19 protein-coding genes and 2 pseudogenes are annotated in these 21,603 nt (G+C 72.5%); 9 read left to right on the top strand and 12 right to left on the bottom strand.

Features of this window, described 5'->3' with window-relative positions; translation table 11 throughout:
- Positions 1-142: 142 nt before the first annotated feature.
- Together OV079_RS14915 and OV079_RS55895 are read right to left on the bottom strand one after the other, a co-directional pair.
- Positions 143-1,009, bottom strand: a complete 867-nt coding sequence (locus tag OV079_RS14915) for an arginase family protein (protein WP_267778545.1) — start codon at positions 1,007-1,009, stop codon at positions 143-145.
- Positions 892-1,257: a hypothetical protein gene (locus OV079_RS55895; RefSeq protein WP_267778877.1), complete on the bottom strand. Its 366-nt coding sequence runs from the start codon at positions 1,255-1,257 to the stop codon at positions 892-894. The genes OV079_RS14915 and OV079_RS55895 overlap by 118 nt, the downstream gene beginning before the upstream one ends.
- A 418-nt stretch (positions 1,258-1,675) precedes the next feature.
- On the opposite strand from OV079_RS55895, the gene OV079_RS14905 reads away from it, so the two are divergent.
- On the top strand, positions 1,676-2,647 hold the full coding sequence (locus tag OV079_RS14905) for a GlxA family transcriptional regulator (protein ID WP_267769222.1): 972 nt from the start codon (positions 1,676-1,678) through the stop codon (positions 2,645-2,647).
- 130 nt (positions 2,648-2,777) lie between these two features.
- On the opposite strand, the gene OV079_RS14900 is transcribed toward OV079_RS14905, so the two are convergent.
- Positions 2,778-4,196 carry an OmpP1/FadL family transporter gene (locus OV079_RS14900; RefSeq protein ID WP_267769220.1) on the bottom strand — a complete coding sequence of 473 codons (1,419 nt, stop codon included), beginning with the start codon at positions 4,194-4,196 and terminating at the stop codon, positions 2,778-2,780.
- Between OV079_RS14900 and OV079_RS14895 the strand changes: the two genes are divergently transcribed.
- The 6 genes and pseudogenes from OV079_RS14895 (at position 4,116) to OV079_RS14875 (ending at position 8,812) form a co-directional block, all read left to right on the top strand.
- Entirely contained in the window at positions 4,116-5,015 is a 900-nt protein-coding gene (locus OV079_RS14895) for a hypothetical protein (RefSeq protein WP_267769218.1), read from the top strand. The two genes, OV079_RS14900 and OV079_RS14895, sit on opposite strands and share 81 nt — an antisense overlap.
- A gap of 88 nt (positions 5,016-5,103) precedes the next feature.
- Positions 5,104-6,636: an MFS transporter gene (locus OV079_RS14890; RefSeq protein ID WP_267769216.1), complete on the top strand. Its 1,533-nt coding sequence runs from the start codon at positions 5,104-5,106 to the stop codon at positions 6,634-6,636.
- A pseudogene (locus tag OV079_RS57905) lies at positions 6,573-6,890 on the top strand (radical SAM protein); the annotation flags it as partial. The gene OV079_RS14890 and the pseudogene OV079_RS57905, both read left to right, overlap by 64 nt.
- 76 nt (positions 6,891-6,966) lie before the next feature.
- Positions 6,967-7,494, top strand: coding sequence for an SPASM domain-containing protein (locus OV079_RS14885; RefSeq protein ID WP_267769214.1), 528 nt, complete (start codon positions 6,967-6,969; stop codon positions 7,492-7,494).
- Positions 7,491-8,339, top strand: coding sequence for a hypothetical protein (locus tag OV079_RS14880; protein ID WP_267769212.1), 849 nt, complete (start codon positions 7,491-7,493; stop codon positions 8,337-8,339). Before OV079_RS14885 ends, OV079_RS14880 begins: the two co-directional genes overlap by 4 nt.
- Positions 8,297-8,812 (top strand): hypothetical protein, encoded by a 516-nt coding sequence (locus OV079_RS14875; protein ID WP_267769210.1) that lies wholly within the window; start codon positions 8,297-8,299, stop codon positions 8,810-8,812. Before OV079_RS14880 ends, OV079_RS14875 begins: the two co-directional genes overlap by 43 nt.
- An 87-nt stretch (positions 8,813-8,899) precedes the next feature.
- Here the strand turns inward: OV079_RS14875 and purT are convergent, their stop codons facing one another.
- The 4 genes and pseudogenes from purT to OV079_RS14855 all read right to left on the bottom strand — a co-directional run bounded on the left by purT (position 8,900) and on the right by OV079_RS14855 (position 15,341).
- On the bottom strand, positions 8,900-10,096 hold the full coding sequence (gene purT, locus OV079_RS14870; protein ID WP_267769209.1) for a formate-dependent phosphoribosylglycinamide formyltransferase: 1,197 nt from the start codon (positions 10,094-10,096) through the stop codon (positions 8,900-8,902).
- 391 nt (positions 10,097-10,487) lie between these two features.
- Positions 10,488-13,382, bottom strand: a complete 2,895-nt coding sequence (locus OV079_RS14865; RefSeq protein WP_267769207.1) for an ATP-binding protein — start codon at positions 13,380-13,382, stop codon at positions 10,488-10,490.
- Between the two features lie 143 nt (positions 13,383-13,525).
- Positions 13,526-14,053, bottom strand: a pseudogene (locus tag OV079_RS57900) (serine/threonine-protein kinase); the annotation flags it as partial.
- A 133-nt stretch (positions 14,054-14,186) separates the two neighbouring features.
- Positions 14,187-15,341, bottom strand: coding sequence for an enolase C-terminal domain-like protein (locus tag OV079_RS14855; protein WP_267769205.1), 1,155 nt, complete (start codon positions 15,339-15,341; stop codon positions 14,187-14,189).
- Between the two features lie 52 nt (positions 15,342-15,393).
- On the opposite strand from OV079_RS14855, the gene OV079_RS14850 reads away from it, so the two are divergent.
- Both OV079_RS14850 and OV079_RS14845 read left to right on the top strand, forming a co-directional pair.
- Positions 15,394-15,789, top strand: a complete 396-nt coding sequence (locus tag OV079_RS14850) for a protein kinase family protein (protein WP_267769203.1) — start codon at positions 15,394-15,396, stop codon at positions 15,787-15,789.
- Positions 15,786-16,904, top strand: a complete 1,119-nt coding sequence (locus OV079_RS14845; protein ID WP_338089081.1) for a serine/threonine protein kinase — start codon at positions 15,786-15,788, stop codon at positions 16,902-16,904. Before OV079_RS14850 ends, OV079_RS14845 begins: the two co-directional genes overlap by 4 nt.
- Before the next feature lie 126 nt (positions 16,905-17,030).
- Here OV079_RS14845 and OV079_RS14840 read toward each other — a convergent pair whose 3' ends face one another.
- The 5 genes from OV079_RS14840 to OV079_RS14820 are packed head-to-tail and all read right to left on the bottom strand — an operon-like array spanning position 17,031 to position 21,587.
- On the bottom strand, positions 17,031-18,257 hold the full coding sequence (locus OV079_RS14840) for an adenylate/guanylate cyclase domain-containing protein (protein WP_267769201.1): 1,227 nt from the start codon (positions 18,255-18,257) through the stop codon (positions 17,031-17,033).
- A 13-nt stretch (positions 18,258-18,270) separates the two neighbouring features.
- Positions 18,271-18,645 carry a slr1659 superfamily regulator gene (locus tag OV079_RS14835; RefSeq protein WP_267769199.1) on the bottom strand — a complete coding sequence of 125 codons (375 nt, stop codon included), beginning with the start codon at positions 18,643-18,645 and terminating at the stop codon, positions 18,271-18,273.
- Complete coding sequence (locus OV079_RS14830; protein ID WP_267769198.1) at positions 18,642-19,205, bottom strand: slr1658 superfamily regulator; 564 nt, start codon at positions 19,203-19,205, stop codon at positions 18,642-18,644. Before OV079_RS14830 ends, OV079_RS14835 begins: the two co-directional genes overlap by 4 nt.
- A gap of 22 nt (positions 19,206-19,227) precedes the next feature.
- A complete protein-coding gene (locus OV079_RS14825; protein WP_267769196.1) occupies positions 19,228-20,778 on the bottom strand; it encodes a PP2C family protein-serine/threonine phosphatase in 1,551 nt (516 codons plus the stop codon).
- The gene (locus OV079_RS14820; protein WP_267769194.1) at positions 20,715-21,587 is read right to left on the bottom strand and encodes a hypothetical protein; all 873 of its coding nucleotides are present in this window, start codon (positions 21,585-21,587) and stop codon (positions 20,715-20,717) included. Before OV079_RS14820 ends, OV079_RS14825 begins: the two co-directional genes overlap by 64 nt.
- Positions 21,588-21,603 lie beyond the last annotated feature (16 nt).

Here is a 21,603-nt window from a genome sequence, read left to right as displayed (position 1 = left end):
GTGCGGCGCGGCGCGTGCCTGCGGGCCGGACTGGCTGTCCTCGCGGACAGTGAACAGGGCCGCTTCTCGGCTGTCCGTCCGGACAGGTGCGGGGAGATGTCCTCGGGGACAGGCCTGGCTGTCCTCACGGACAGCCGGTCTCTCACGGCGCGAGGCTGGGGCCGGCGATGGCGGCCAGGCTCTCGCGCAGGTAGCGGACCGCGAGCGCGACGGTCTGCTTGCCGCCGTCGCGGGCGAGCGGCGGGGCGACCTCGACGACGTCGGCGGCGCACAGGCCGACCTCGCGGCCGAGAGCGCGGATCAGCTCGACCACGAATTCGGGCTCGAGGCCGTCAGGCTCGGGCGTGCCGGCGGCGTCGGCCCAGTGCGAGTCGGTGCCGTCGATGTCGTTGGAGAAGTAGACCGAGGTGACGCCGAGGCCCTTGAGGTGGGCGACGATGGCGGCGATCGTGCCGGCGGGGTCGGCCTTGACCTCCTCGGCCCAGAACTGGCGCACGCCCAGGCCCTGCTCCCAGTGGCCGCGGTCGTGTCGCGAGGCGCGCACGCCGACCTGCACGAGCCGGCCGTCGCGGCCGAGCAGCTCGTTGGCGTGGTAGGACCAGGTGGCGAAGCAGATCTTGATGCCGAGCCGCTCGGCCAGGAGATCGGTGTGGGCGTCGGGCTGGACGATGGCCCAGCGATCGCGGCGGTGCTTGGCCAGGTTGGCGGCCACGGGCCAGGCGTTGGAGTGGTCGCCGCCGAGGACGACCGGGACGATGGCGGGGTTGAGCTGGTAGACGAGGTCGAGCGCGCGCTCGGCGATCGACAGCGGCGAGACCGGCAAGGTGGCGGCTGTCTCTTCGGGCAGGTGGCCGTAGAGCGCGCGCCGGCTGGCGGCGAGCTGGCCGGCGCTCAACATGTCGTCGTGGAGCAGCTGCGGGATGACGAACACGTCGCCGATGTCGAGCACGCCGGCGGCGGCGGCCCGCGCCGGCCAGTCGGCGTCGCTGGCGAGGAGGCCGGTGCGGATCGCCTGGGGCCCGACGTTCGCGCCGCGCAGGAAGCCGGCGCCGACGTCGAGGGACAGCCGAGGATGACGACGCGCGCGTCGGCGATCGCGGCGAGGTTGCGGCGAAACGCCGCGTCGACGCCGGTCTCGTCGTCGGCGCCGTAGATCCGGCGCTGCATCGCCAGCTGCTCGGCGCGCCCGGTCGAGACGAGGAAGAGCCCGCCGCCTGCCGGACGCAGCAGGGCCGCGAGTTCGTCGAGTGGGGTCATGCGTCAAGGCTAAGCCCGCGCGCGGCGAAACGCGAGAGCACCCGGCGCGGGCGCGCGAGGGGCGGCGCCGGCTCGGTTCGCTGGCAGGCCGCCTCATGACTCGGCGGTCGATCGCGGAGCGCCGCCGGTGACCTTCGTCTCGCGCCCCGAGCGAGCCTCGCCGAGGGCGTCGGTGCTGGTGCTGTAGCGAGGGACGCAGGGACGCGGCGGCCCGGGTGCGGACGTGCGCGAGCGAGGTCTGCGCTCGGTGAGCCGAGCACCGGGAGCTTTACTTCGGTGAGATCAGATGTCCTCGAGGACATGTGCCTCCGCCATGGCGATCGATGGCTCGAGCGGGGCGCATCGGTGGCGAGAAGTGAGCACTTGTTGGCGTTTTCGCCACTTGCCCGGGCGCGGCGACGCGTGCGAGCGTGGGAGCATGACCTTGCGTCCGCACGTGGTCGCGGTGGTGGCCTTGCCGGGGGTGGTCGCGTTCGACCTGACGATGCCGTGCGAGGTGTTCGGGCGCGCCGAGGTGCCCGGGGGCGCGCGGCCGTACGAGGTGCGCGTGTGCGGCGAGACCCGGAGCGTCGACGCGGGGGCGTTTCAGCTGGCGCTGCGCTGGGGCCTCGCCGATCTGGCGCGGGCGCACACCGTGATCGTGCCCGGCGTGATGGACCCGACGCGGCCGTCCTCGCCGGCGGTGCTCGAGGCGCTGCGGGCGGCGGCGCGGCGGCGGGCGCGGATCGCATCGATCTGCAGCGGCGCGTTCGTGCTGGCGGAGGCCGGGCTGCTCGACGGCCTGCGGGTGACGACGCACTGGGTCGCCGCCGGCTTGCTCGCCCGGCGCTATCCGACGCTCACCGTCGATCCGAACGTGCTGTTCGTCGACAACGGGCGGATCTTGACCTCGGCGGGCGGGGCCGCGGGGATGGACCTGTGCCTGCACATGCTGCGCAGCGATCACGGCGCCGCGGTGGCCGCTCACGCCTCGCGGCTCGCGGTCGTCCCGCTCGAGCGCAGCGGCGGCCAGGCGCAGTACATCGTCCACGAGCCGCCGACGTCGACCAGCAGCCTGGCGCCGCTGCTCGACTGGATGAACCGGCACCTGCGCGACGAGCTGACGCTGCCGACGCTGGCCCGGCGGGCCCGGATGAGCACGCGGACCCTCAGCCGGCGGTTCCGCGAGCAGACCGGGACGACGCCGCTGAAGTGGGTCCTCACCGCCCGGATCGCCCGCGCCCAGCAGCTGCTCGAGTCGACCTCGCTGTCGCTCGAGGAGATCGCCGGCGACGTCGGCTTCGCGGCCGCGTCGACGCTGCGCAACCGCTTCGCGCAGGTGATGGGCGCGTCGCCGATGACGTACCGCAAGCTGTTCCGCCGCGAGGGCGAGGCGCGGGCGCAGCACTGAGCTCGCCGGCGACGGCCTCGGCCGCGCGCCGACATGTCCTGAGTGCCGGCCGACCGGGGGCTGGCCTTGCGAACATGTCCCGAGTGCCAGGCTCCCAGGCTGACCCGAGGGACATGTCCCCGGTGCCAGCTCAGAAGTTCACGTCGAGGTACAGGTTCGTCAGGAAGATGTTCTGCTTATAGATGCCGTCGGCGCTGGCGGCCTTCGTCGGCGCCTGGAACTTGTTGAGGACGCTCCGGCCCTTGGTGTCGACCTTGAAGTAGGCGATGTCGGTGAAGGTCAAGCCGAGGTGGAGGCGCTGGTGCAGGCGGAAGCGGCCGCCCAGCGAGAAGGTCATCTTGTTGGAGTCGAGCAGGGCGGGCTCGATGGTCTGGACGGGGACGGCGGTCGAGTCGAAGCCGAGGCCGGCGTACAGCTCGACGGCCTCGATCACCCAGTAGCTGGCGCCGAAGCGGACGCCGCCGGCCGGCTTCCAGAAGCGCGGGATGTTCTGGGTGACGTTCTTGACGTTGTCGTCCGGGCCGTCGCCGCCGTACGACGCGGGGTCGGTGAGGGCGGTGTCGGCGTTGGCGAAGTCGCACTGGCGATCGGCCTTGGTGGCGTCGAGGACGCACTGCTTGTCCATCACCTTCCAGTTGGTGAAGTCGCCGAACAGGCGCAGCTCGAGCTTGGGCACCGGGCGGACGCGGAAGCCGAAGCGGACGATGTCGGGCAGGCGCTGCTGCAGCTCGATCGGCGCCGCGGGGGCCACGGCGGCGGTGCCGAACGCGTTGCTGAGTTCGCCCTTCAGCGTCATGTTGCCGGTGATGTTGGGCCGGCTGGTGTAGGAGGCGCCGATCCACAGCTTGTCGCGCCAGTTCCAGATCGCGCCGATGCCGAAGCTGCCTTGCCAGCCCGAGGCCTTGAGCCAGCTGCGACCCTCCTTGAGGGTGCCGTCGGAGCCCACGAGGTCGTCGGTGCCGTCGGCGTTGCGGGCCCGGATGGTGTCGATCTCGCTGCGGATGGCGCTGCCCGACAGGCCGATCGAGAGGCCGATCTTGGCGATGTTGAAGGCGACGGCGCCGGTGATGTACATCGACCGCAACTTGCCGTCGATGGTGTGCCAGCGCTGCACGCCGTCGACCGCGCCCGGGTAGTCCTGGCTGCCGCGGTACTTCTCGTTGGGCTTCCACGTCGACTGGCCGCCGAACGGGAAGTACACCGCGGCGCCGGCCGAGAAGAACTTGGTGCCGAAGTCCGAGCTGGCGCCGGCGAACGGACCGGCGATGAAGTTGGACAGCTTGGCGACGCCGGCGTTGGCGTCGGTGGCCCCCTCGGGGGTGCCGGTCGCGCTGCTGATCGCGGACTCCGGGCGGTCGTAGCTGACCCATCGGGCCGCGAAGCTGCCGTCGACGAAGATCCGCGTGCCGGGCTTCAGCGCGATACCCGCGGGGTTGTAGTAGATCGCGGTCGGGTTGTCGGTGGTCACGTGGCCGTGCTCGCCGCCGAATCGCGCGGTGCTGAGGCCGGACGCCCGGGCCTCGTTCGCGCCGACGAGCGCGGCGGTCAACAGGCCACAGGCGAAGAGGGTGCGCGAGCGAGACGCATGACGAGCGAGCGACATGAAGGTGACCTCGTACGGCGACAAACCGGCGCCACTTTACACCGAGGTCACTGCTTTACGGCGGACAAAATGCACGGCAGAGTGATGCGCAGGATGTCCCGATCGTTTTCTGTGCCCTGTCCTCGGGCCGGCGCCTCGCTGCTCGGACTGTCCTTGCTGATGCCGCTGCTGGCGGGCTGCCCCGACTCCGAGGCCAAGTTCGAAGAGTTCCTCGACAACACCAAGGACGATCGCGACTTCATGCCGCCGCCGCCTCCGGACGTGATGCCCGCGGAGGCCGACATCAGCGGCGACTTCCTGCTGGCAGTGTCGACGGTCATCTCGCCCGACCTGCCGCTGCAGTTCATCGCCACCAACACGCTGACCACCGACGAGATGGGCAACACGCTCCTCGCGGCCTGCCTGCAGCCGCTGAGCCTCATGCAGGGCAAGGTCAACGTGCCGCGCGAGCCGATCGGCGACCCGCTGTGCTACTCGGACATCCCCGTCGCCGACGGCAAGTTCGACATCGACGCCGGCCTGGTGAAGGTGACCGGCGCGGCCAATCCGGTGACCGGCGCCGACATCGAGGCGACGCTGAGGATGGTCGCCACCATCATCGACGAGAAGTTCTTCTGCGGGGATATCGAGGGCGATCTGTCAGTGCCCTTCGCGCTCGACCTGAAAGGCTCGACCTTCGCGGCGATGCGCCTCGAAGATCCCGCGATGCTGCCGCTCGATGTGACAAAGAACTGCAAGCGCGACTCGGTCCGCGACAAGGAGTGAGCGCGAAGCCGCGCGAAAATCACGCAAGATCACGCGTGATGGGACTGGTTTTTCGCCTGCCCGGACCCGATCATCGCGTCCCCCCACGATGACGACGACGGTCTCGCCCCCCACACCCGCCGGGCAGTGGTCCAAGGTCCGCAACGAGCTGCAACAGCTCTGGCACAGCGAGCTGCGCGACTCCAACATCCGCACCGCGTACGTCGTTTGCGGGATGACGGGGACGGCCTACGGGATGGTGACCGCGGTCGTCGCGGTCTACCTGAACAAGGTCCGCGGGATCGACGAGCTCACGATCGGCGAGCTGGCGATCTTCTTCTCGCTCGGCATCGCGGCGTTCAGCGTGCCGATGGGGCTGCTGATCAAGAAGCTGTCGCCGCGGACGATGCTGGCGGCCGCGCTGCTGGTGTACGCGGGGGCGACGGCCATCTTCCCGTTCCTGCTCAGCTTCGGCGGGCTGGCGACGGCGCGCGGGATCGACGGCGCGTTCTCGGTCGGCGTGTGGGTCAGCCTCGAGACGATCCTGCTGATGCGCACGACGACGGCGCACCGCGGGCTCATCACCAGCCTCTACACCATCTCGATGGCCACAGGTTACGGCATCGGGGCGGTGTTCGGCTGGGCGGTGATGCTGCTCTACCCGATGCAGATGGTGTTCGTGGCCGCGGGGCTGTTCGCGTCGCTGGCGGCGCTGATCGCCTACGTGTTCCTCGACCGCGACATCCAGCCGATCGCCGGCAGCGATCACGGCGGCGATCACGGCCACGAGGCCGGCGCGCAGCCCGTCAAGCCGGCGGAGGACGACGCCCGGCCGCCGATCCTCTCGCTGTATTGGAAGATCAAGACGGCCTGCATCCCGACGTTCTGCTACGGCTACTTCCAGGCGTCGCTGGTGCTGTTCCTGCCCCTGTTCCTCATCGCGGTGCGGAAGGTGCCGAAAGAGGACACGAGCCTGCTGGTGGCGAGCTTCTCGATCGGCATGGCCGCCAGCGTGGTGTTCGTCGGCCGCCTCGGCGATCGCTACGGCCACCTCAAGACGGTGCGCTCCCTGGTGGCGCTCGGAGTGGTGCTGACGGCGTCGCTGGTCTACTTGCCCGCGTTCTGGATGGTCGCCGTCGCGGTGCTGTTCGCGGGCGCTTCGCTGGCGCCGATCTGGCCGATGAGCCTGGCGCTGCAGAGCCTCATCGTCGACCCACGCGACTTCAGCCGCAGCAACGCGCTGCTGAACGGCTCGTACGGGCTCGGCACGCTCGCGGGGCCGCTGGTGTCGGGCTTCCTGTTCAAGCATTACGGCGGCGAGACGATGTTCCTCCACATCGCGGTGCTGTGGGCGCTGGCGCTCCTGGCCACGCTGGCGTTCCGCCGCGACGATCCGAGCTTCCGCGCGATCGCCCACGCCCGCGCGCGCGGCGGGGTGAGGCTATCCTCGCGGGCATGGGCCTGCTTCATCGTCTGTATGCTCGCGCCGCGCCCGAGGTCTGGGAGACCGAGACGCGGCTGCTGCACGCGCTCCGCCTGGTGCGCCGGCCGGTCGCGGTGCAGTGGATCGCCACCGCGATGTGCGACCTCCGCTGTCCGCATTGCTACTCGGGCGCGGGCAAGCGGGCCGAGGGCGAGCTGACGACGCAGGAGGCGATCCGCCTGGTGGTCGACGAGCTGGTGGCGCTCGGCCGGCCGACCTTCGTGATCGCGGGCGGGGAGCTGCTGCTGCGCCGCGACATCGCCGAGATCGTGGCGCACGCGCGGGCGCAGGGGCTCGAGTGGGCGATGCACACGCACGGGGGACATGTCCCCAAGTTCAGGTCGCTGTTCGAGCGTCACCCGCCCACGCTGGCGGCGATCAGCCTCGACGGCGAGGCCCGGCAGCACGACCTGTTCCGCGGGCGTCAGGGCAGTCACGCGGCGGCGCTGGCTGCCATCCGCACGCTCAAGGTGCGGCTGCCCGGAGGTGGTGGCGGGCACGACGGTGACGCGCGAGAACGCCGACCGCCTGGCCGATCTGTTCCCGATCGTGGCTGCCTCGGGCGCCGACTCGTGGGGCCTCCATCTCTTCGCCCCCGAGGGCCGCGGGGCCGAGCACACCGCGCTGTGTCCGACGCCGGAGCAACTGCGCCGCGTGGCCGCGTTCGCCCGCCGCAAGCGCGGGCTGTTCCACGTCGAGCTGTGCAACGAGTGGGGCAGCGCCGGCGCCGACGATCGCTTCTACCGCGACCAGCCGTTCCTGTGCGGGGCCGGCCGGATCTCCTGCGTCGTCGGGGCCACCGGCGAGGTGCTGCCGTGCACCACCACCGACCTGCGCGAGTCGGAGGGCAACGTGCGCGACCGGCTGCTGCGCGACATCTGGACCCGCGGCTTCACGCGCTTCCGCAGCGCCGGCCACCGCGAGTGCTCGGACGGCCACGAGTGCTGGCTGCAGGCCCGCAACGGCAACCCGTGCCGCGAGCAGGCGTTCGGCGCCTGCCGCAAGGAGGCGGTGTGAGGCGCTGGTGGCTCGATCTGGGGTCGTTCGCGGTGGCGCTCGCGCTGGCCGCGGCGGTGGTGCTCCGCTGGCGCCGCGGCCAGGTGGCGCTGCTCTCGAGCGCGGCGGCGCCGGCGATCCGCCTGCTCGCGCTGCTGATCGTGTTCGTGCAGGGCTGCGCCGACCGGCTGCGCGGGCGCGAGGAGCCGGACGGGCACGGGGCGGCGCCCGGCGCGGGGCAAGGCTCTCAGGACATGTCGAATGGGGCAGGTCCTTTGCAGCAGGGTGAAGAGGACATGTCCCGGGAGACAAGTGCTGCGGAGAGCGCCGCGCCGGCGCTCGGGCCCGACGTGTTCCCGCTGGCCGACGAGGCGGCGCTGGGCCGGTGGGCGCGGCTCGTCGCCGACGACGGGCTCGACGTCGGGCCGGGCAAGCGATTGGCGCTGGCGCTGGTGACCGTGCCGGAGGCGACGCCGGCCTCCGACCCGCGCTGGTTGCAGGTCGCGTCCGCCCTCGAGGCGCTGGCGGACGCGGTCGGCGGCGCCGAAGGCGAGGCGTTTCGCAGCCGCTGGCGGGCCCACGTCGAGGCGCGCAAGGCGGGCGGCGGCGAGACGATGGCCGAGCTGCCGGCGCTGCTGAGCAGCATGGAGGCGCTGCCGCTCTTCCACGCGGGGCTGGCCGGCTACCTGTGGCGCCGGGCGGCGCCGCTGCCGGCGAGCGCGCCTGTGCGGGCGGAGCTGCTGGGGCGGATCGAGCGGCACCTGCGGGCCTGCGAGGCGCTGCTGAAGGGCCAGTTCGAGACGGGGCCGATCGAGTTCACGGCGTGGCGCAGCAGGCGGCGCCGCCGGTCGGCTACTCGGGCTTGAAGGTGCCGAAGGGCCTGCTGGCGGCGGCGAAGGGGCACTATCCGCAGATCGACGCGGGCACGTGGACGACCGAGGCGACGCTGACTCTGACGGCGGTCGACGCGGGCGTGACGCTGCTGCGCGCGGGCCGGGCGACGGCGCTGGGGGCGGGGCAACGGTTCACTCTGGGCCGGCTGGACGTGCTGACGAGCGAACGGCCGGCGAAGCTGCGCCACGATGAACTCGGAGACATGTCCCTCGGTGCAGGCGCGGTCGTGACCGCGTGGGACGTGGGCCCGCGGCTCGCGGGGCCCGGGCGCGAGCGGGTGCAGGCGAAGGTGGCAGCGGCCCAGGGCGGCGATCCGAAGGCGCTCGAGCAGCTGCGGTCGATCCTGCCGGCGGCGCACCTCGAGATCCGCCGCGCGCTGGCCGACAAGCCGCAGGCGCCCGGCTCGCCGGGGCTGCGCACGCTGCTCGAGCTGTTCGACCAGTAGCCGATAGATCGGGCCTTTGCGGCATGTCACCAAAGACATGCTGCAGGGGACATGTCGCAAGCGACATGTCCCGAAATCATCCAATGCTCAGCCGGCGTCGACGACCACGCGGATCTCGGCGGCGGCCGCCTCGGCGCGGGCGCGGCACTCGGCGACGTCGTCGCCGTAGGCCAGGACGACGCCCATGCGCCGGTACTTGCGGGTGTCGGGCTTGCTGAACAGGCGGACCTTGGTGCGCGGGTCGGCGAGGGCCTTGCCGACGCCGGTAAAGCGCGGGTTGGTGCCCGGGCGATCGGCCAGGACCACGGCGGAGGCCCCGGGCGCGCGGAGGATGACCTGGCCGATCGGGAGGCCGAGGATCGCGCGCACGTGCAGCTCGAACTCGCTCTGGTCCTGCGTGATCATGGTGACCATGCCGGTGTCGTGCGGGCGCGGGCTGACCTCGCTGAAGATGACTTCGTCGCCGACGACGAACAGCTCGACGCCGAACAGGCCGGCGCCGCCGAGCGCCTCGGTGACCGCGGCGGCGATCTCCTGCGCGCGCGCGAGGGCCTGCGGCGCCATGGCGTGGGGCTGCCACGACTCCATGTAGTCGCCGCGCTCCTGCCGGTGGCCGATCGGCGGGCAGAACAGGGTGCCCTCGTGGCGGGTGCGGATCGTGAGCAGCGTGATCTCGTAGTCGAACGGGACGAAGCCCTCGACGATGACGCGGGCCGAGCGACCGCGGGCGCCCGACAGCGCGTACTCCCAGGCGGCGGCGACATCGGCGGCGGTGCGCACGGTGCTCTGACCCTTGCCCGAGCTCGACATGACGGGCTTGATCACGCACGGCAGGCCGAGGCGCTGGACCGCGGCCTCGACCTCCTCGCGCGTGTCGGCGAAGGCGTAGGGGCTGGTCGGCAAGCCGAGCTGCTCGGCGGCGAGGCGGCGGATGCCCTCGCGGTCCATGGTGAGCCGGGCGGCCCGCGCGGTCGGGATGACGGCCCAGCCCTCGCTCTCGAGCTCGACCAGCGCGTCGGTGGCGATGGCCTCGATCTCGGGGACGATGTAGTGGGGCTTCTCGCGGGCGACGACGGCCCGCACCGCGTCGCGGTCCTGCATGTCGAACACGTGGCTGCGGTGGGCGACCTGCATGGCCGGGGCGTTGGCGTAGCGGTCGCACGCGATGACCTCGGCGCCGAGGCGCATGGCTTCGATCGCAACCTCGCGGCCGAGTTCGCCCGAGCCGAGCAGGAGCAGCCGTGTGGACGAGGGAGACAGAGGAGTGCCGAGCGTGAGATCCATGGCGAGCGCGCGCAGGATAGTGGCGCACTGTCGCGCGCGGCAAGGCGGGCGCCGCGGGCGCGAGGTCACACGCGTCGGCCAGGCCCTCGCGCGGGGCAATGCGAGGCTCTGCGGGGCTCACGCCGGTCGGGCTGCGGAGCTCACGCCGGTCGGCCTGCGGAGCTCACGCCGGTCGGTCGCGGCCGGCGGACCGGCCGGTGCGAGCGAGCCGAGCTGCGGGGTTCATCGTCGACGAGCGCCGCGGTGACGCGAGGTCGCGGATGCGGAGGATCCGGCGCGGGCAGGTCGTCGCGCAGTCGATGCGCGGAGGGCGAGCGCTGTGGTGACGCGAGGTCGCGGATTCGGAGGATGGGGCGCGAGCAGGCCGTCGCACAGTGGATGCAGCCGCGCGTCAGGTGGGCGCGCTGCCGTTGTACATCGCGCTCCACTGGGCGGGGCGGAGGATGGCCCGCGAGGCGAGGTACTGGTCGGCCTGGGCGATCAAGGTGGCGCCGCTGGGGCCCAGCAGCTCGCCGCGGCGGCGCCGGGCGCAGGCGGCGTGGACCGGCATGTCGGCGGTGTCGAAGCTGGCGGCGGCGGCCTCGAGGCGGACGAGCGCCTGCTGGATGTCGCCGTTCTGCGCGGCGATGCCGGCCCGGATCAGCGCGGCCATGGCGACGGAGTCGTGGCGCAGCGCGCGGTCCTCCTCGAGCTGGGCGGCGTCGCGTTCGGCGGCGGCGAGCAGGACGCCGGCGTTGTGCGGCTGCTCGCGCGCGGCCGCGACGGCGGCGAGGCCTCGCGCGTGGAGGAAGAGGATCCGCTGGCCCTGCCAGCCGAAGATGTACGAGTTCTCGACGGCGACCCAGCTCTCGGCCAGACGCTGCCAGGCGGAGCCACCTTGCCCTTGGTACAGGTCGCACGAGGTCTCGAGGATCAGCGCGAGCATGTGCTGGAAGTGGAAGCCGTCCTTCGACCAGCGGCGCATCGCCCCGCGCACGCGGTCGCGCGCGCTGGTGATGTCGTCGGCGCCGAGCAGGGCGTAGGCGCTGTAGAGCGCCGACCAGACCTCGCCGCACAGATCGCCGGCGTCCTCCGACTCGCGCAGCCAGGCGTGGGCGCGGTGGCCGAGCTCGGCCAGCTCGCCGAGCATGAACAGGCCGCGCATCGTGCTCATGCGGGCGAGGTCGAGCTCCCAGCCGACGCCGACGCAGCGGTCGAGCAGGATCTGGGCGCCCTGCTCGCAGTGCTCGAGCGCGCGGCGCCAGCGGCCGAGCGAGACGGCGGCGATGGCGTCGACGATCTCGCACAGGCCGATGAGGCGCGGCTCGGAGAGCTGCTCGGCGAGGCGGCGCGCCTCCTTGAGCAGGGTGGTGCCGCGGCCGACGGCGTTGGCGGTGCCGCGGCTCATGATCATGGCGCCGACGCCGGCGAGGGCGCGGGCGATCCGCTGCGGCTCACCTGTCTGAAGGGCCAGGAGGAGGCCGCGCTGGTAGAAGCTGTAGCCGCGGATCGGGTCGACGAAGGCGAGGCCGACGGCGGCCGACAGGCACACGTCGAGGCGCAGCAGGTCGGCCGGCGGGACCTGCTCCTCGCGCACCGCGGCGAAGCCGAGGCCGCGCAGGCTGAGCTGCGTCGAGCGAGTGATGATCGACATGTTGGCGCGGCCGGGCGTGGCCGGGTAGCCGAGGTCGACCTCGACCAGCGCGGGGCGCAGCATCTGCACGCCCTGGTCGATGTTGCCGCTGACGAGGAACTGCTCGCCGGCGCGGCGGCGCAGCTCGAGTGATTCGGCCGGCGAGGCGCCCTCGGCGGCGCTGGCGTAGACGGGGGCCGCTTCGGCGCTGCGACCGGCCAGCGCGAGCGCGTCGGCGCGGCGACGCAGGAGGGCGCGCCGCTCGTCGTCCGGGAGGTCGGACGCCCACGCGAGGGCGCGACCGTACAGCTGGGCGGCGCGGTAGAAGGCGAGTGAAGCGGCGGCCCGCTCGGCGGCGGCGACGGCGGCCGCGTGCGCCTCCTTCAAGGCGCCGGCGGCGTGCAGGTGGTGGGCCAGCAGCTCGGGGTCGTCGGCCGACTGCGCGAGGGCGTCGGCGAGGGTGCGGTGCAGCTGCGCCAGGCGGTCGCCGCCGAGCTGCGCCAGCACGGTGTCGCGGATCCGGTCGTGGTAGCACTCGACGGTGTCGCCGCTGCGCGAGGCCAGCGTGCGCAGCAGGTGCTGCGCCTGCAGCTCGCCGAGGACCGCGCGATCGGTGACGCCCGAGGCCGTGAACGCGAGGCTCGGCGGGATCGGCCGCCCGGCGACGGCGACGATCTCGAGCAGGCTGCGACCGGCGGCGCGCAGGCCGGCGAGGCGGGTGCGCACGACCGCGTCGAGCGAGACCTCGGCCGGCGCGGCGCCGCGGTGACCGGCGATGTGACGCGCGAGCTCCTCGACGAACAGCGGGTTGCCGCCCGACTCGGCGGCGATCCGGCGCGCCTCGGCGCGCGCGCTGTCGCTGTCGCGGCCGAGCCGGGCGAGCGCGAGCTCCTCGGCCTGATCGGGCGAGAGCGGCTCGACCAGCAGGTCGCGCACCAGCGCCTTGAGCTCGGGCCGCGCGCCGAGCCGCCGCAGCTCGCGGAGCATCGGCGCGTCGTCCTCGTCGATGCGGTACGAGCCGATGAAGAGCATCGCCGGCGGATCGGGCGGCGACAGCAGCTCGACCAGCAGGCGCGCGCTGTCCTCGTCGCCCCACTGCAGGTCGGCGATCCGCAGCACCAGCGGGCGGCGATCGGCGATCCGCGCCAGCAGCTCCTTGAGCCCGCGGAAGGCCCGACGCCGCGCCTCTTGCGGGTCGGGGGCGACGAAGTTGCGCTGCGGCAGATCGGCGACCACGGGGGCGCGCGCGAGGACGGGGAACAGCCGCGTGAGCTCGTGGATCTCGCGCGGCAGCAGGGCCGCGGCCTCCTCCTGCGGGAGGTGGCGGAGGTGCTGCGCGAGCGCGTCGAGGACGCTGTCGAAGGCCTTGTACGGCACGCTCTCGCGCTCGTAGCAGCGGCCCTGGAGGACGAAGGCGCGGTCGTTGCGGCGCAGCTCGGCGATGAAGCGATCGATGAGCGCGGTCTTGCCGATGCCGGAGCGGCCGCGGACGTACACGCACACCGGCGAGCCGGCGAGCGCGAGCTGGAAGGCGTCGCGCATGGCCGACAGCAGGTCGTCGCGGCCGACGAAGCGCGCGCCCGACTCGGTGGGCCCGAGCGGGGCCTCGCCGAGGGCCTCGCGGATGTCGGCGCCGCCGAGCCGCGCGGCCGGGTCGCGCTGCAGCAGGCCCATGCACAGCGCCGCCAGCTCGGATCGACGTCGGGCACGAGCGCCTGCGGCGGCGCCGGATCTTCGTGCTGCTTGGCGTGGAGGATCGCGAGCGGCGGGCCGGTGAACGGCAGGCGGCCGGTCAGCGCCTCGTAGAGCATGACGCCGATCGCGTACCAGTCGCTCGCGGGCGAGGCCGGGTTGCCGGCGGCCTGCTCCGGCGCCATCGTCGCCGGCGTGCCGAGCAGGCCGTCCTCGCCGCCCTCGGCGACGTCGTCGGCGGCGAGGCCGAAGTCGAGGATGACGACGCGGCCGTCGGCGGTGACCAGCACGTTCGACGACTTGAGGTCGCGGTGCAGCTTGCCGGCGGCGTGCAGGGCGCTGACGCCGGCGGCCAGCTGCAGCAAGGCGGGGCGCAGGCGCTCCGGCGGCGGCGCTGCGCCTGTCCTTTCGGACATGCCCTGACGGACATGGTCGAAGAAGCTGACGCCGTCGACGAACTCCATGGTGATGAACCACTCGTCGTCGTGCGAGACGAGCTGGTGGAGGCTGACGAGGTTCGGGTGCGACAGGCCGGCGGCGCTGCGGAACTCGTTCTTGAGGCGGAACAGCGCGCCCGGGTCGAGCTGGTGCAGGGTCTTGAGCGCGATGGTGCGGCCGCTGTCGCGATCGACGGCCGCGTAGACGACGCCCATGCTGCCGGAGCCGACCCGACGCACCAGCTCGTAGCGGCCGAGCGGACGCGGAAGGATGTCCTCAGGGACAGGTGGCGTCACCGGCAGCGAGGCGCGGGCCTGGGGCTCGTCGGGATTCAAGGCGGAGCGTGGATTATGCCACGCGCCCGGGGCCCGGGTCGCCGTCCGCGGGCAACGCCCCGGGCGGGACGCCGAGGCCGGGGCCGCAAAGCCGCGGCAGGTCGGGCGCGAGCCGCTCTTGGCTCCCCGGCGGCATCGGGTCGGCCCGCGTGAGCATGTGGGCGTCGAGGTCGGCCTCGTCGGCGAGGCGGGCCAGGGCGGCGCCGGCGGCGAGCCCGACGCGGGTCTCGATCATGCAGCCGACGAGCACCCGCAGGCCGCTATCCCGGGCCGCGGCGATCGTCGCCAGGGCCGGCGAGATCCCGCCGCACTTCATCAGCTTGACGTTGATCCCCGCGACCCGGCCCCGCAGCGCCGCCACGTCGTCCGGGCCCTGCACGTCCTCGTCGGCGTAGATCGGCAACGGGCAGTCGCGCGCGAGCGCCGCGAGGAGGTCGGGCCGACCCGCAGGCAGCGGCTGCTCGAGCTGCTCGACCCCGAGATCGACCAGCAGCGGGAGCAGGGCGCGCACGTCGTCCGGGGTCCAGCCGCCGTTGGCGTCGACCCGCAGGCGGGCGCGCGGCGCGGCGGCGGCGACCGCACGCAGGGCGGCGCGGTCGAATTCGCGGCCCTTTCCGAGCTTGATCTTGAGCACCGGGAGGTGCGCGGCCGCGGCCGCGCGGGCCGCCATCGCCGGGAGCTCGTCGAGCGCGATCGTGTAAGAGGTGACCGTGGCCCCCGAGGTGGCCGAAAGGACATGGCGATCGAGACCTGCCCGATCGAGCACGTCGGGATCGGCCAGCAGCTCGGCCAGCGGGCGGCCGCAGGCGCGGGCGGCGGCGTCCCACAGGGCGGTGTCGACGGCGCAGCGAGCCGCGGAGTGATCGGGGGCGAGCTCGCGCATGCGCGGGCCGGCGGCCGCGATCGCGCGCGGGTCGGCGAGGATCTCGGGGGAGAGCTCGGCCGCGATCGCGACCGCCAGCGGCGCGGCAGCGACCGCCGACTGACCGAGGTAGCGCACGGGCGAGGCCTCACCGAGGCCGCGGCGATCGGGGCCGTCCGCTGCTGCGCCGTCCGGGTCGCCCGGGTCGATGCGCACGAGCAAGCTCGGCAGTTCGCTCACGGTGCCGCGCGACAGGCCGAACGGGTGGCGCAGGCGGAGCGTGACGAGGGCGGTGCGCAGGTCCATGCCGGCCGCCCCGGTGTACCACCGCCGAGGCGCCATTGTATCGTGGCCCCGCATGCCAGGTCGCCGCCCCGGAGGCTCGTCCCCCAGCGCCGCGCTCGAGCGGCTGTTCGACCGCGACTCCCCGCTCTCCTATGAGGAGCGGCTGGAGGCCCTCATCCGCGCGGCGCTGCCGGACCAGGTGCCGCGGCTGTCGTTCGGCGACGAGCTGGCGCGCGGCGGGATGGGCTCGGTGCGGCTCGCGTTCGACGAGGTGCTGCAGCGGCGGATGGCCGCCAAGGTCATGCACGCCAAGACCTACGACCACCTGATGCTCGTGCACGGGTTCTTGCGCGAGGCCCAGGTGACGGGTCAGCTCGACCACCCCAACATCGTGCCGATCCACGAGCTCGGGCGCGACGAGCAGGGCCAGCTCTACTTCACGATGAAGCTGGTCGAGGGCCAGAGCTGAAGGCGCTGATCGGCGGCGAGCCGGCGACCGACCACGAGCGGCTGTTCCACCGCCTCGAGATCTTCGTCAAGGTGTGCGACGCGCTGTCGTTCGCCCACAGCCGCGGGGTGATCCACTGCGACATCAAGTCGGCCAACGTGATGGTCGGCGCCTACGGCCAGGTCTATCTGATGGACTGGGGCGGGGCCCAGATCCTGCCGCTGCGGTCCGCCGAAGACGAGGCGCGGTGGGTCCGCGACGCCCTGCCGCCGCTGCCGCCGTCGGAGACCGACGGGCTGGTGTTCGGCACGCCGTCGTACATGTCGCCCGAGCAGGCCAACAGCCACCCGCTCGACGAGCGCGCCGACGTGTTCTCGATGGGCGCGCTGCTCTACGAGATGATGGCCGGGCGGCCGCCGTACCACGCGCGCACGGCGATGGACGCGCTGATCCTCGCGCGCGAGGCGAAGTTCGCCCCGCCCGACAGCCACGTCGCGGTGCCGTTCCCGCGCGAGCTGGTGCGCATCGTGACCCGGGCGCTGCGCCGCGACCCCGACGATCGCTACCCGAGCGTGGCGGCGCTGCAGGCCGACATCGTCCGCCTGCTGCGCGGCAGCGGCAGCTTCCAGACGGTCCGCTTCGCCGCCGGCGACCACGTGATCCGCGAGGGCGAGATCGGCGACGCGGCCTACATCGTGCTGGCCGGCAGGCTCGAGGTCTACAAGCTCGAGGCCGGGCACCACGTGTCGCTGCGCTGGCTCGGGCCGGGCGACGTGTTCGGCGAGACGTCGATCTTCGCCGCCTCGCGCCGGACCGCCAGCGTGCTGGTCGTCGAGGACGCGACGCTCACCAAGATCACCAGCGACCTGATCGAGGAGGAGCTGACGTCGATGAAGCCGTGGATGGGCGCGTTCGTGCGCACCCTGGCGGCCCGCTTCGCCGGCGTCGAGGGCCGCGGGTCGCGGACCGCCCCCGTCGAGGGCCCGCCGGGCTCGGTCGCGCCGCGCTCGGTCCCGCCGATCCCGCCGCCGACCAGCTCGGGCGGCGAGAGCGTGATCATCGACATCGACGAGCCGCTCGACGAGAGCATCGACGGCAGCGACATGCACGCGACGCTGCTGGCCCGCCGCGACTGACGTACCGGAGGGGCATGTCCGATGGGGCATGCTCCGGAGGACATGCCTGTTCAGCCATGCCATGAAGGACATGTCGATACGGACATGTCCCATCGCGCAGCGAGGCGCAGCGTTGCGCCTCGCGCCTCAGGCCCGCGCGGGCAGGGAGTCGAGCAGCTCTTGCAGCGCGCGCGGCAGGGCGGTGAAGCGGACGACCGCGCGGCCCGGGCCGGCGGCGACGACCTTGGCGTAGGCGTCGACGCCGGGCAGGGCGGCGAGGACGAGCTTGAGGTCGGCGCGCAGCGGCAGCGAGGCGGCGACCCGCAGCTCGGCGTTGTGGCGCTCGTCGTGGGCCACGAGCAGCGCCGGGAACTCCTGGCCGCCGGTGTCCTTGCCCTCGAGCGCGGTGAAGACGAGCGGCTGCGGCTCGGCCAGGACCCGCCACTCGGCGGCCTCTTCGATCATGTGGATGGCGAACGGGCCGTCGACGCCGGTGACGTCGTGGATCGTGATCGGCTCGCGCACGCCCTTGGGCCGGACCTCGAAGCAGCCGCGGGTGCGGAGGCGGTCGCCGAGGGCTCGCGCGGCCGACTCGGAGATCAGCACCTGACCGCCGACGGTGTAGCTCTCGATGCGCGAGGTCAGGTTGACGTGGCGGCCGACCACGCCGTACTTGGCGCGGCGGTTCGAGCCGATGTTGCCGACCACGACCTCGCCGGTGTGGACGCCGATGCCCATCTCGAGCGCGGGCAGGCCGTGCTCGGCCAGCTCGGCGTTGACGCGGCCCATCGCCCGCTGCATGGCGATCGCGCAGGCGACCGCGCGCTCGGGGTGGTCGTCCTGCGGCACCGGGGCGCCGAACACCGCGAGGATGGCGTCGCCGATGAACTCGTTGATCGAGCCGCGGTACTCGCCGATCACGTCGGCCATGGCGCCGAGGTAGATGTTGAGGATCGCCACCACCTGCTCGGGGCCGAGGCCCTCGCACAGCGTCGAGAAGCCGCGCAGGTCGGAGATCAGGATCGTCAGGGTGCGCCGCTCGCCGCCGAGCTGGCGGCCCTCCGGCGAGGCGAGCAAGGTGTTGACGACCTCGTCGGTGACGTGGCGGCCGAACACCTGGCGGATGAAGGTGTTGCGCAGCTCGAGCTCGACCACCAGGGCCTCGACTTGCTCGATCTTGACGGCCAGCTGCTCCTCGATCTCGTTGGCGTGCTCGAGCGTCGAGTCGTGCAGCAAGACCAGGTCGTCGTGCTCGGCCTGCAGCGCGGCGACGGCGGCCATGAACTCGGCGCGCGCGCCGGGGTCGGCCAGGAGCTCGGCCGCGGCGTCGGGGTCGGCGAGGGCTCGCTGCCAGCGCGGGTCATCCGTGAGCATGCGGGCGGCCGGCTCAGTCGAGGGCGATGACGATCGTCGGCAGGAACTTCTTGAGGTTGGGCAGCGACTTGCCCTGCCACGGGATGTTCGACGAGCCGTGGACCTTGATCTCCGTCTCGCCCTTCTTGCGCGCGGCGATGGCGAACTTGTAGAGCATGTTGATGCCCGAGCTGTTCAGGAACTGCAGCTCGGTCATGCGCAGGCCGAGCGCGGGGCTTTCCAGCAGGACGCGGTCGAGCAGGTCCTCGATCGGCTTGTACTCGCTGGTGCTGAGGCGGAGCACGCCCTCGAAGTGGACCGTGCGCGCGGGCGCGTCGAACCACACGCGATAGCCGGGGCCTTTGATGTCGGTGTCCGACCCGGAGGGTCGCGTAGTTGTGTCCGTCATGACGATTTCACCTGTAGCCGGGCGGCGGTCTTGAGGAGCGCGTTGTCAGGATTGCCAGGGGCGGGGTCGAAGCGCCAGCCGAGCCGGGCCTTGTAGTCCGACAGCATGGTGAGAAAGCCCAGGCCCGAGGTCGTGAGTTCGGGGTTGGCGGCGTTCTCCTCGACCCGCTGCATCAGGAGCTCGGCGGGATCGCCGTCGAGCAGCTCGGCGAACTTGACCCGCAGGCCGTCGACCGCGTCGCCGCACACCTGGTTGCTGACGACGACCACGAACTCGCCCGCCTCGACGCCCGCGTCGATGACGACGGTGCCGCCGGCGCAGAACTTGACCGCGTTCTCGATCAGCTCGTTGAGCACGTAACCGACGCTGCCGACGAAGTCGCGCCGCTCGGCCTCCTCGGTGAGCCCGCCCTCGCCGACGTCGACGAAGTACTCGGCGAAGAAGTCGGCCGCCACGCTGCACTGGTTCCACTTCACCGGGAACGCCCCGGGGTAGAACGTCAGCATGACGCGCGGTCCAGCGTCGGTGGGCTCTTTGTACTCGCCGATGATGCCGTCCATACTCTCCGTCCGCCTCGGCGCCTCAGCGCCGCTTGATCACCACCGTCGTGATGTCGTCGAAGACCTTCTGCGCGCCGATGAAGCGCATGACGTCGTCGACGATCGCCTGCTTGATGTCGGCCGCCGGCCGCTCGTGGACCCGGTGCACGACCTCGCACAGGCGGTCGATGCCGTACTGCTCGCCGTGGATGTCCTCCGCCTCGGTTATGCCGTCAGTGTACAGGACGACGACATCGCCCGGCGACAGGCGCAGCTCGGTGCGGGCGATGAACGCGGCGATGTCGACCTCGAGCCCCACCGGCATGCCGAGGTCGACCGTGTCGATGCGCTCGATCGAGCCGTTCCGCCGGACCACCACCGCCTCCTCGTGCTGCCCGGTGAGGCGGAGCACGCCCTGCGCGTAGTCGAGGAGCACCAGCGTCGCGGTGCGGTCGAGGCCGACGCGCTGGATGTTCTGGTAGAGGACCTTGTTGACGATGTTGAGGAAGCGCTCCGCGTCGCGCTCCTCGGCGGCCTGCAAGGTGCGCACGGCCGTCTGGATCATCAGCATCAGCACGCCGCTCTCGAGGCCGTGGCCGGTGACGTCGCCGATGCCGATCTTGACGCCGTCGCCGGCGCGCAGGACGTCGTAGTAGTCGCCGCCGACCTCGTCCGCGGGCCGCATGTAGCCGGCGACGTCCAGGCCCTCGAGCTCGGCCAGCTCGCGCTCCTGCGGCAGCACCATGAGCTGCAGCCGGCGGGCGACGTCGAGCTCGGCGCCGAGGCGCAGGTTCTCCTGCTTGAGCCGCTCGTTGAGTGCCATGATCTCGCGGGAGGCCCGCTGCAGCTCGGCGGTGCGCTGCTCGACCAGGCGCTCGAGGTCGTGCGTATACGCGCGGATCTCGGCGGCCATCTGATTGAAGGCGCGGCCGAGCGCGCCGAACTCGTCGTCGCTGCGCACGTCGACCCGCACGTCGTAGTCCTTCTGCGCGATCTTGCCGGCGCCCGCGGCGAGGTCGACCAGCGCGCCGGTCATGCGCCGCGAGACCAGGAGGATCCCGAACATCACGATCGCCAGCGCGACGAGGGTGATGACGATCTGGCTGCTGAGGATCCCGCGGCTGCTGGCAGCGATGGTGTCCTGCGCCTTGTGCAGCGAGGCGTAGATCTCGGCGGCAGGCACGACGAAGCCGAGGGTCCAGCGCTCCGGCACGATGTCGGTCGAACCCGACCAGACGTTGAACGGATCGAGCCGCTTGAGCACGACGACGTAGTCCTTGCCGCCGATCGCGACCGGGTCGCGGTAGTCGACGGCGTCGCCGCCGGGCAGCGCGAGCGCCCGGATGGCCGGGTCGCGCGACTGGTGCAGGAACTGCTGGAAGATGTCGACGCCGGCGCCCGACGAGCCGCTGGCCTGCTGCAGGCCGAGGATCTCCTGGCCGTCGGCGTTGACGGCGAACACGTTGCCGTTCTCCTGGGCGAGGAAGGCGAAGCCCGAGCCGGCGAGCTCGAGGTCCTGGACGTAGCGGATCAATTGGCCGAGGGTGACGTCGACGCCGACGGCCCCGGCGAACGCGCGCGCGAGGCGTCCCACAGCGGCTGAAACATGGTCATGATGGCCCCGCTGCCGCCCGCGTCGGTGTACGGCGCGGTGCCGGTGACCTGCGCCGCCGGGTCGCGCATGCGCGCGGGGTCGCCGAGCCAGCGCCGCCAGCCGTCGACGATGCCGGGGAAGTAGAAGCCCCAGAACGGGCTCTTGTTGTGGCCGGGATAGAGTCGATCGGCGTGGCCGGCCGCGTCGGCGTAGGGGGCGATCCGCAGGTACTCGGCGCCCTCGGGGCCGATGAAGTACATGGCCTGCTTCTCGGCCCCGTACTGCAGCAGCGCAGGCAGCAGCAGGTCGAGCAGGGCGGTCTGCTCGACCGCGGCGCGGACCTCGGGCTTGATGTCCCGAAGGCCGGGCTGATCGGGAGCTACCGGCGCGTGCAGGTAGCCCCACACGGCCACCGCCGACGCCTCGCCGGCCTCGGTCTGCGACCAGTCGCCGCGCGGGTCGTAGACGAGGGCGTCGCGCAGCGGCCCGGCGGCGGCGGCGGCGGCGGTCAGCGGCGCGAGGTCGGCCTGCTCGTCGATGAGCGTCTGGGTGACCGCCGCGAGCACGCCGAGCTCGGCCCGCGCCCGCCCGCGCAGGAATTCGACGCGCTGCGCGGTGTCCTCGATGTGGTTGGTGAGGTACTCGCGGCTGGCTCGCTCGAGGCCCTTGCGGATCTCCTCCGACGCGTCGCCGCCGAGCACGCGGATGCCCTGCAGCGAGGCCAGCGCCGCGAGCGTCAGCCCGATGACCAGCCCGACCCCGGCGACGAGGACGAACTTGGTGCGGAACCTTGAGCCCGTGGTGGCCATGCGGTCGAGCGGCGAG

The organism is Nannocystis pusilla (assembly GCF_026626665.1).
GTDB classification, from domain to species: Bacteria; Myxococcota_A; Polyangia; order Nannocystales; family Nannocystaceae; genus Nannocystis; species Nannocystis pusilla.
This window is presented reverse-complemented; position numbering and strand designations above follow the sequence as displayed.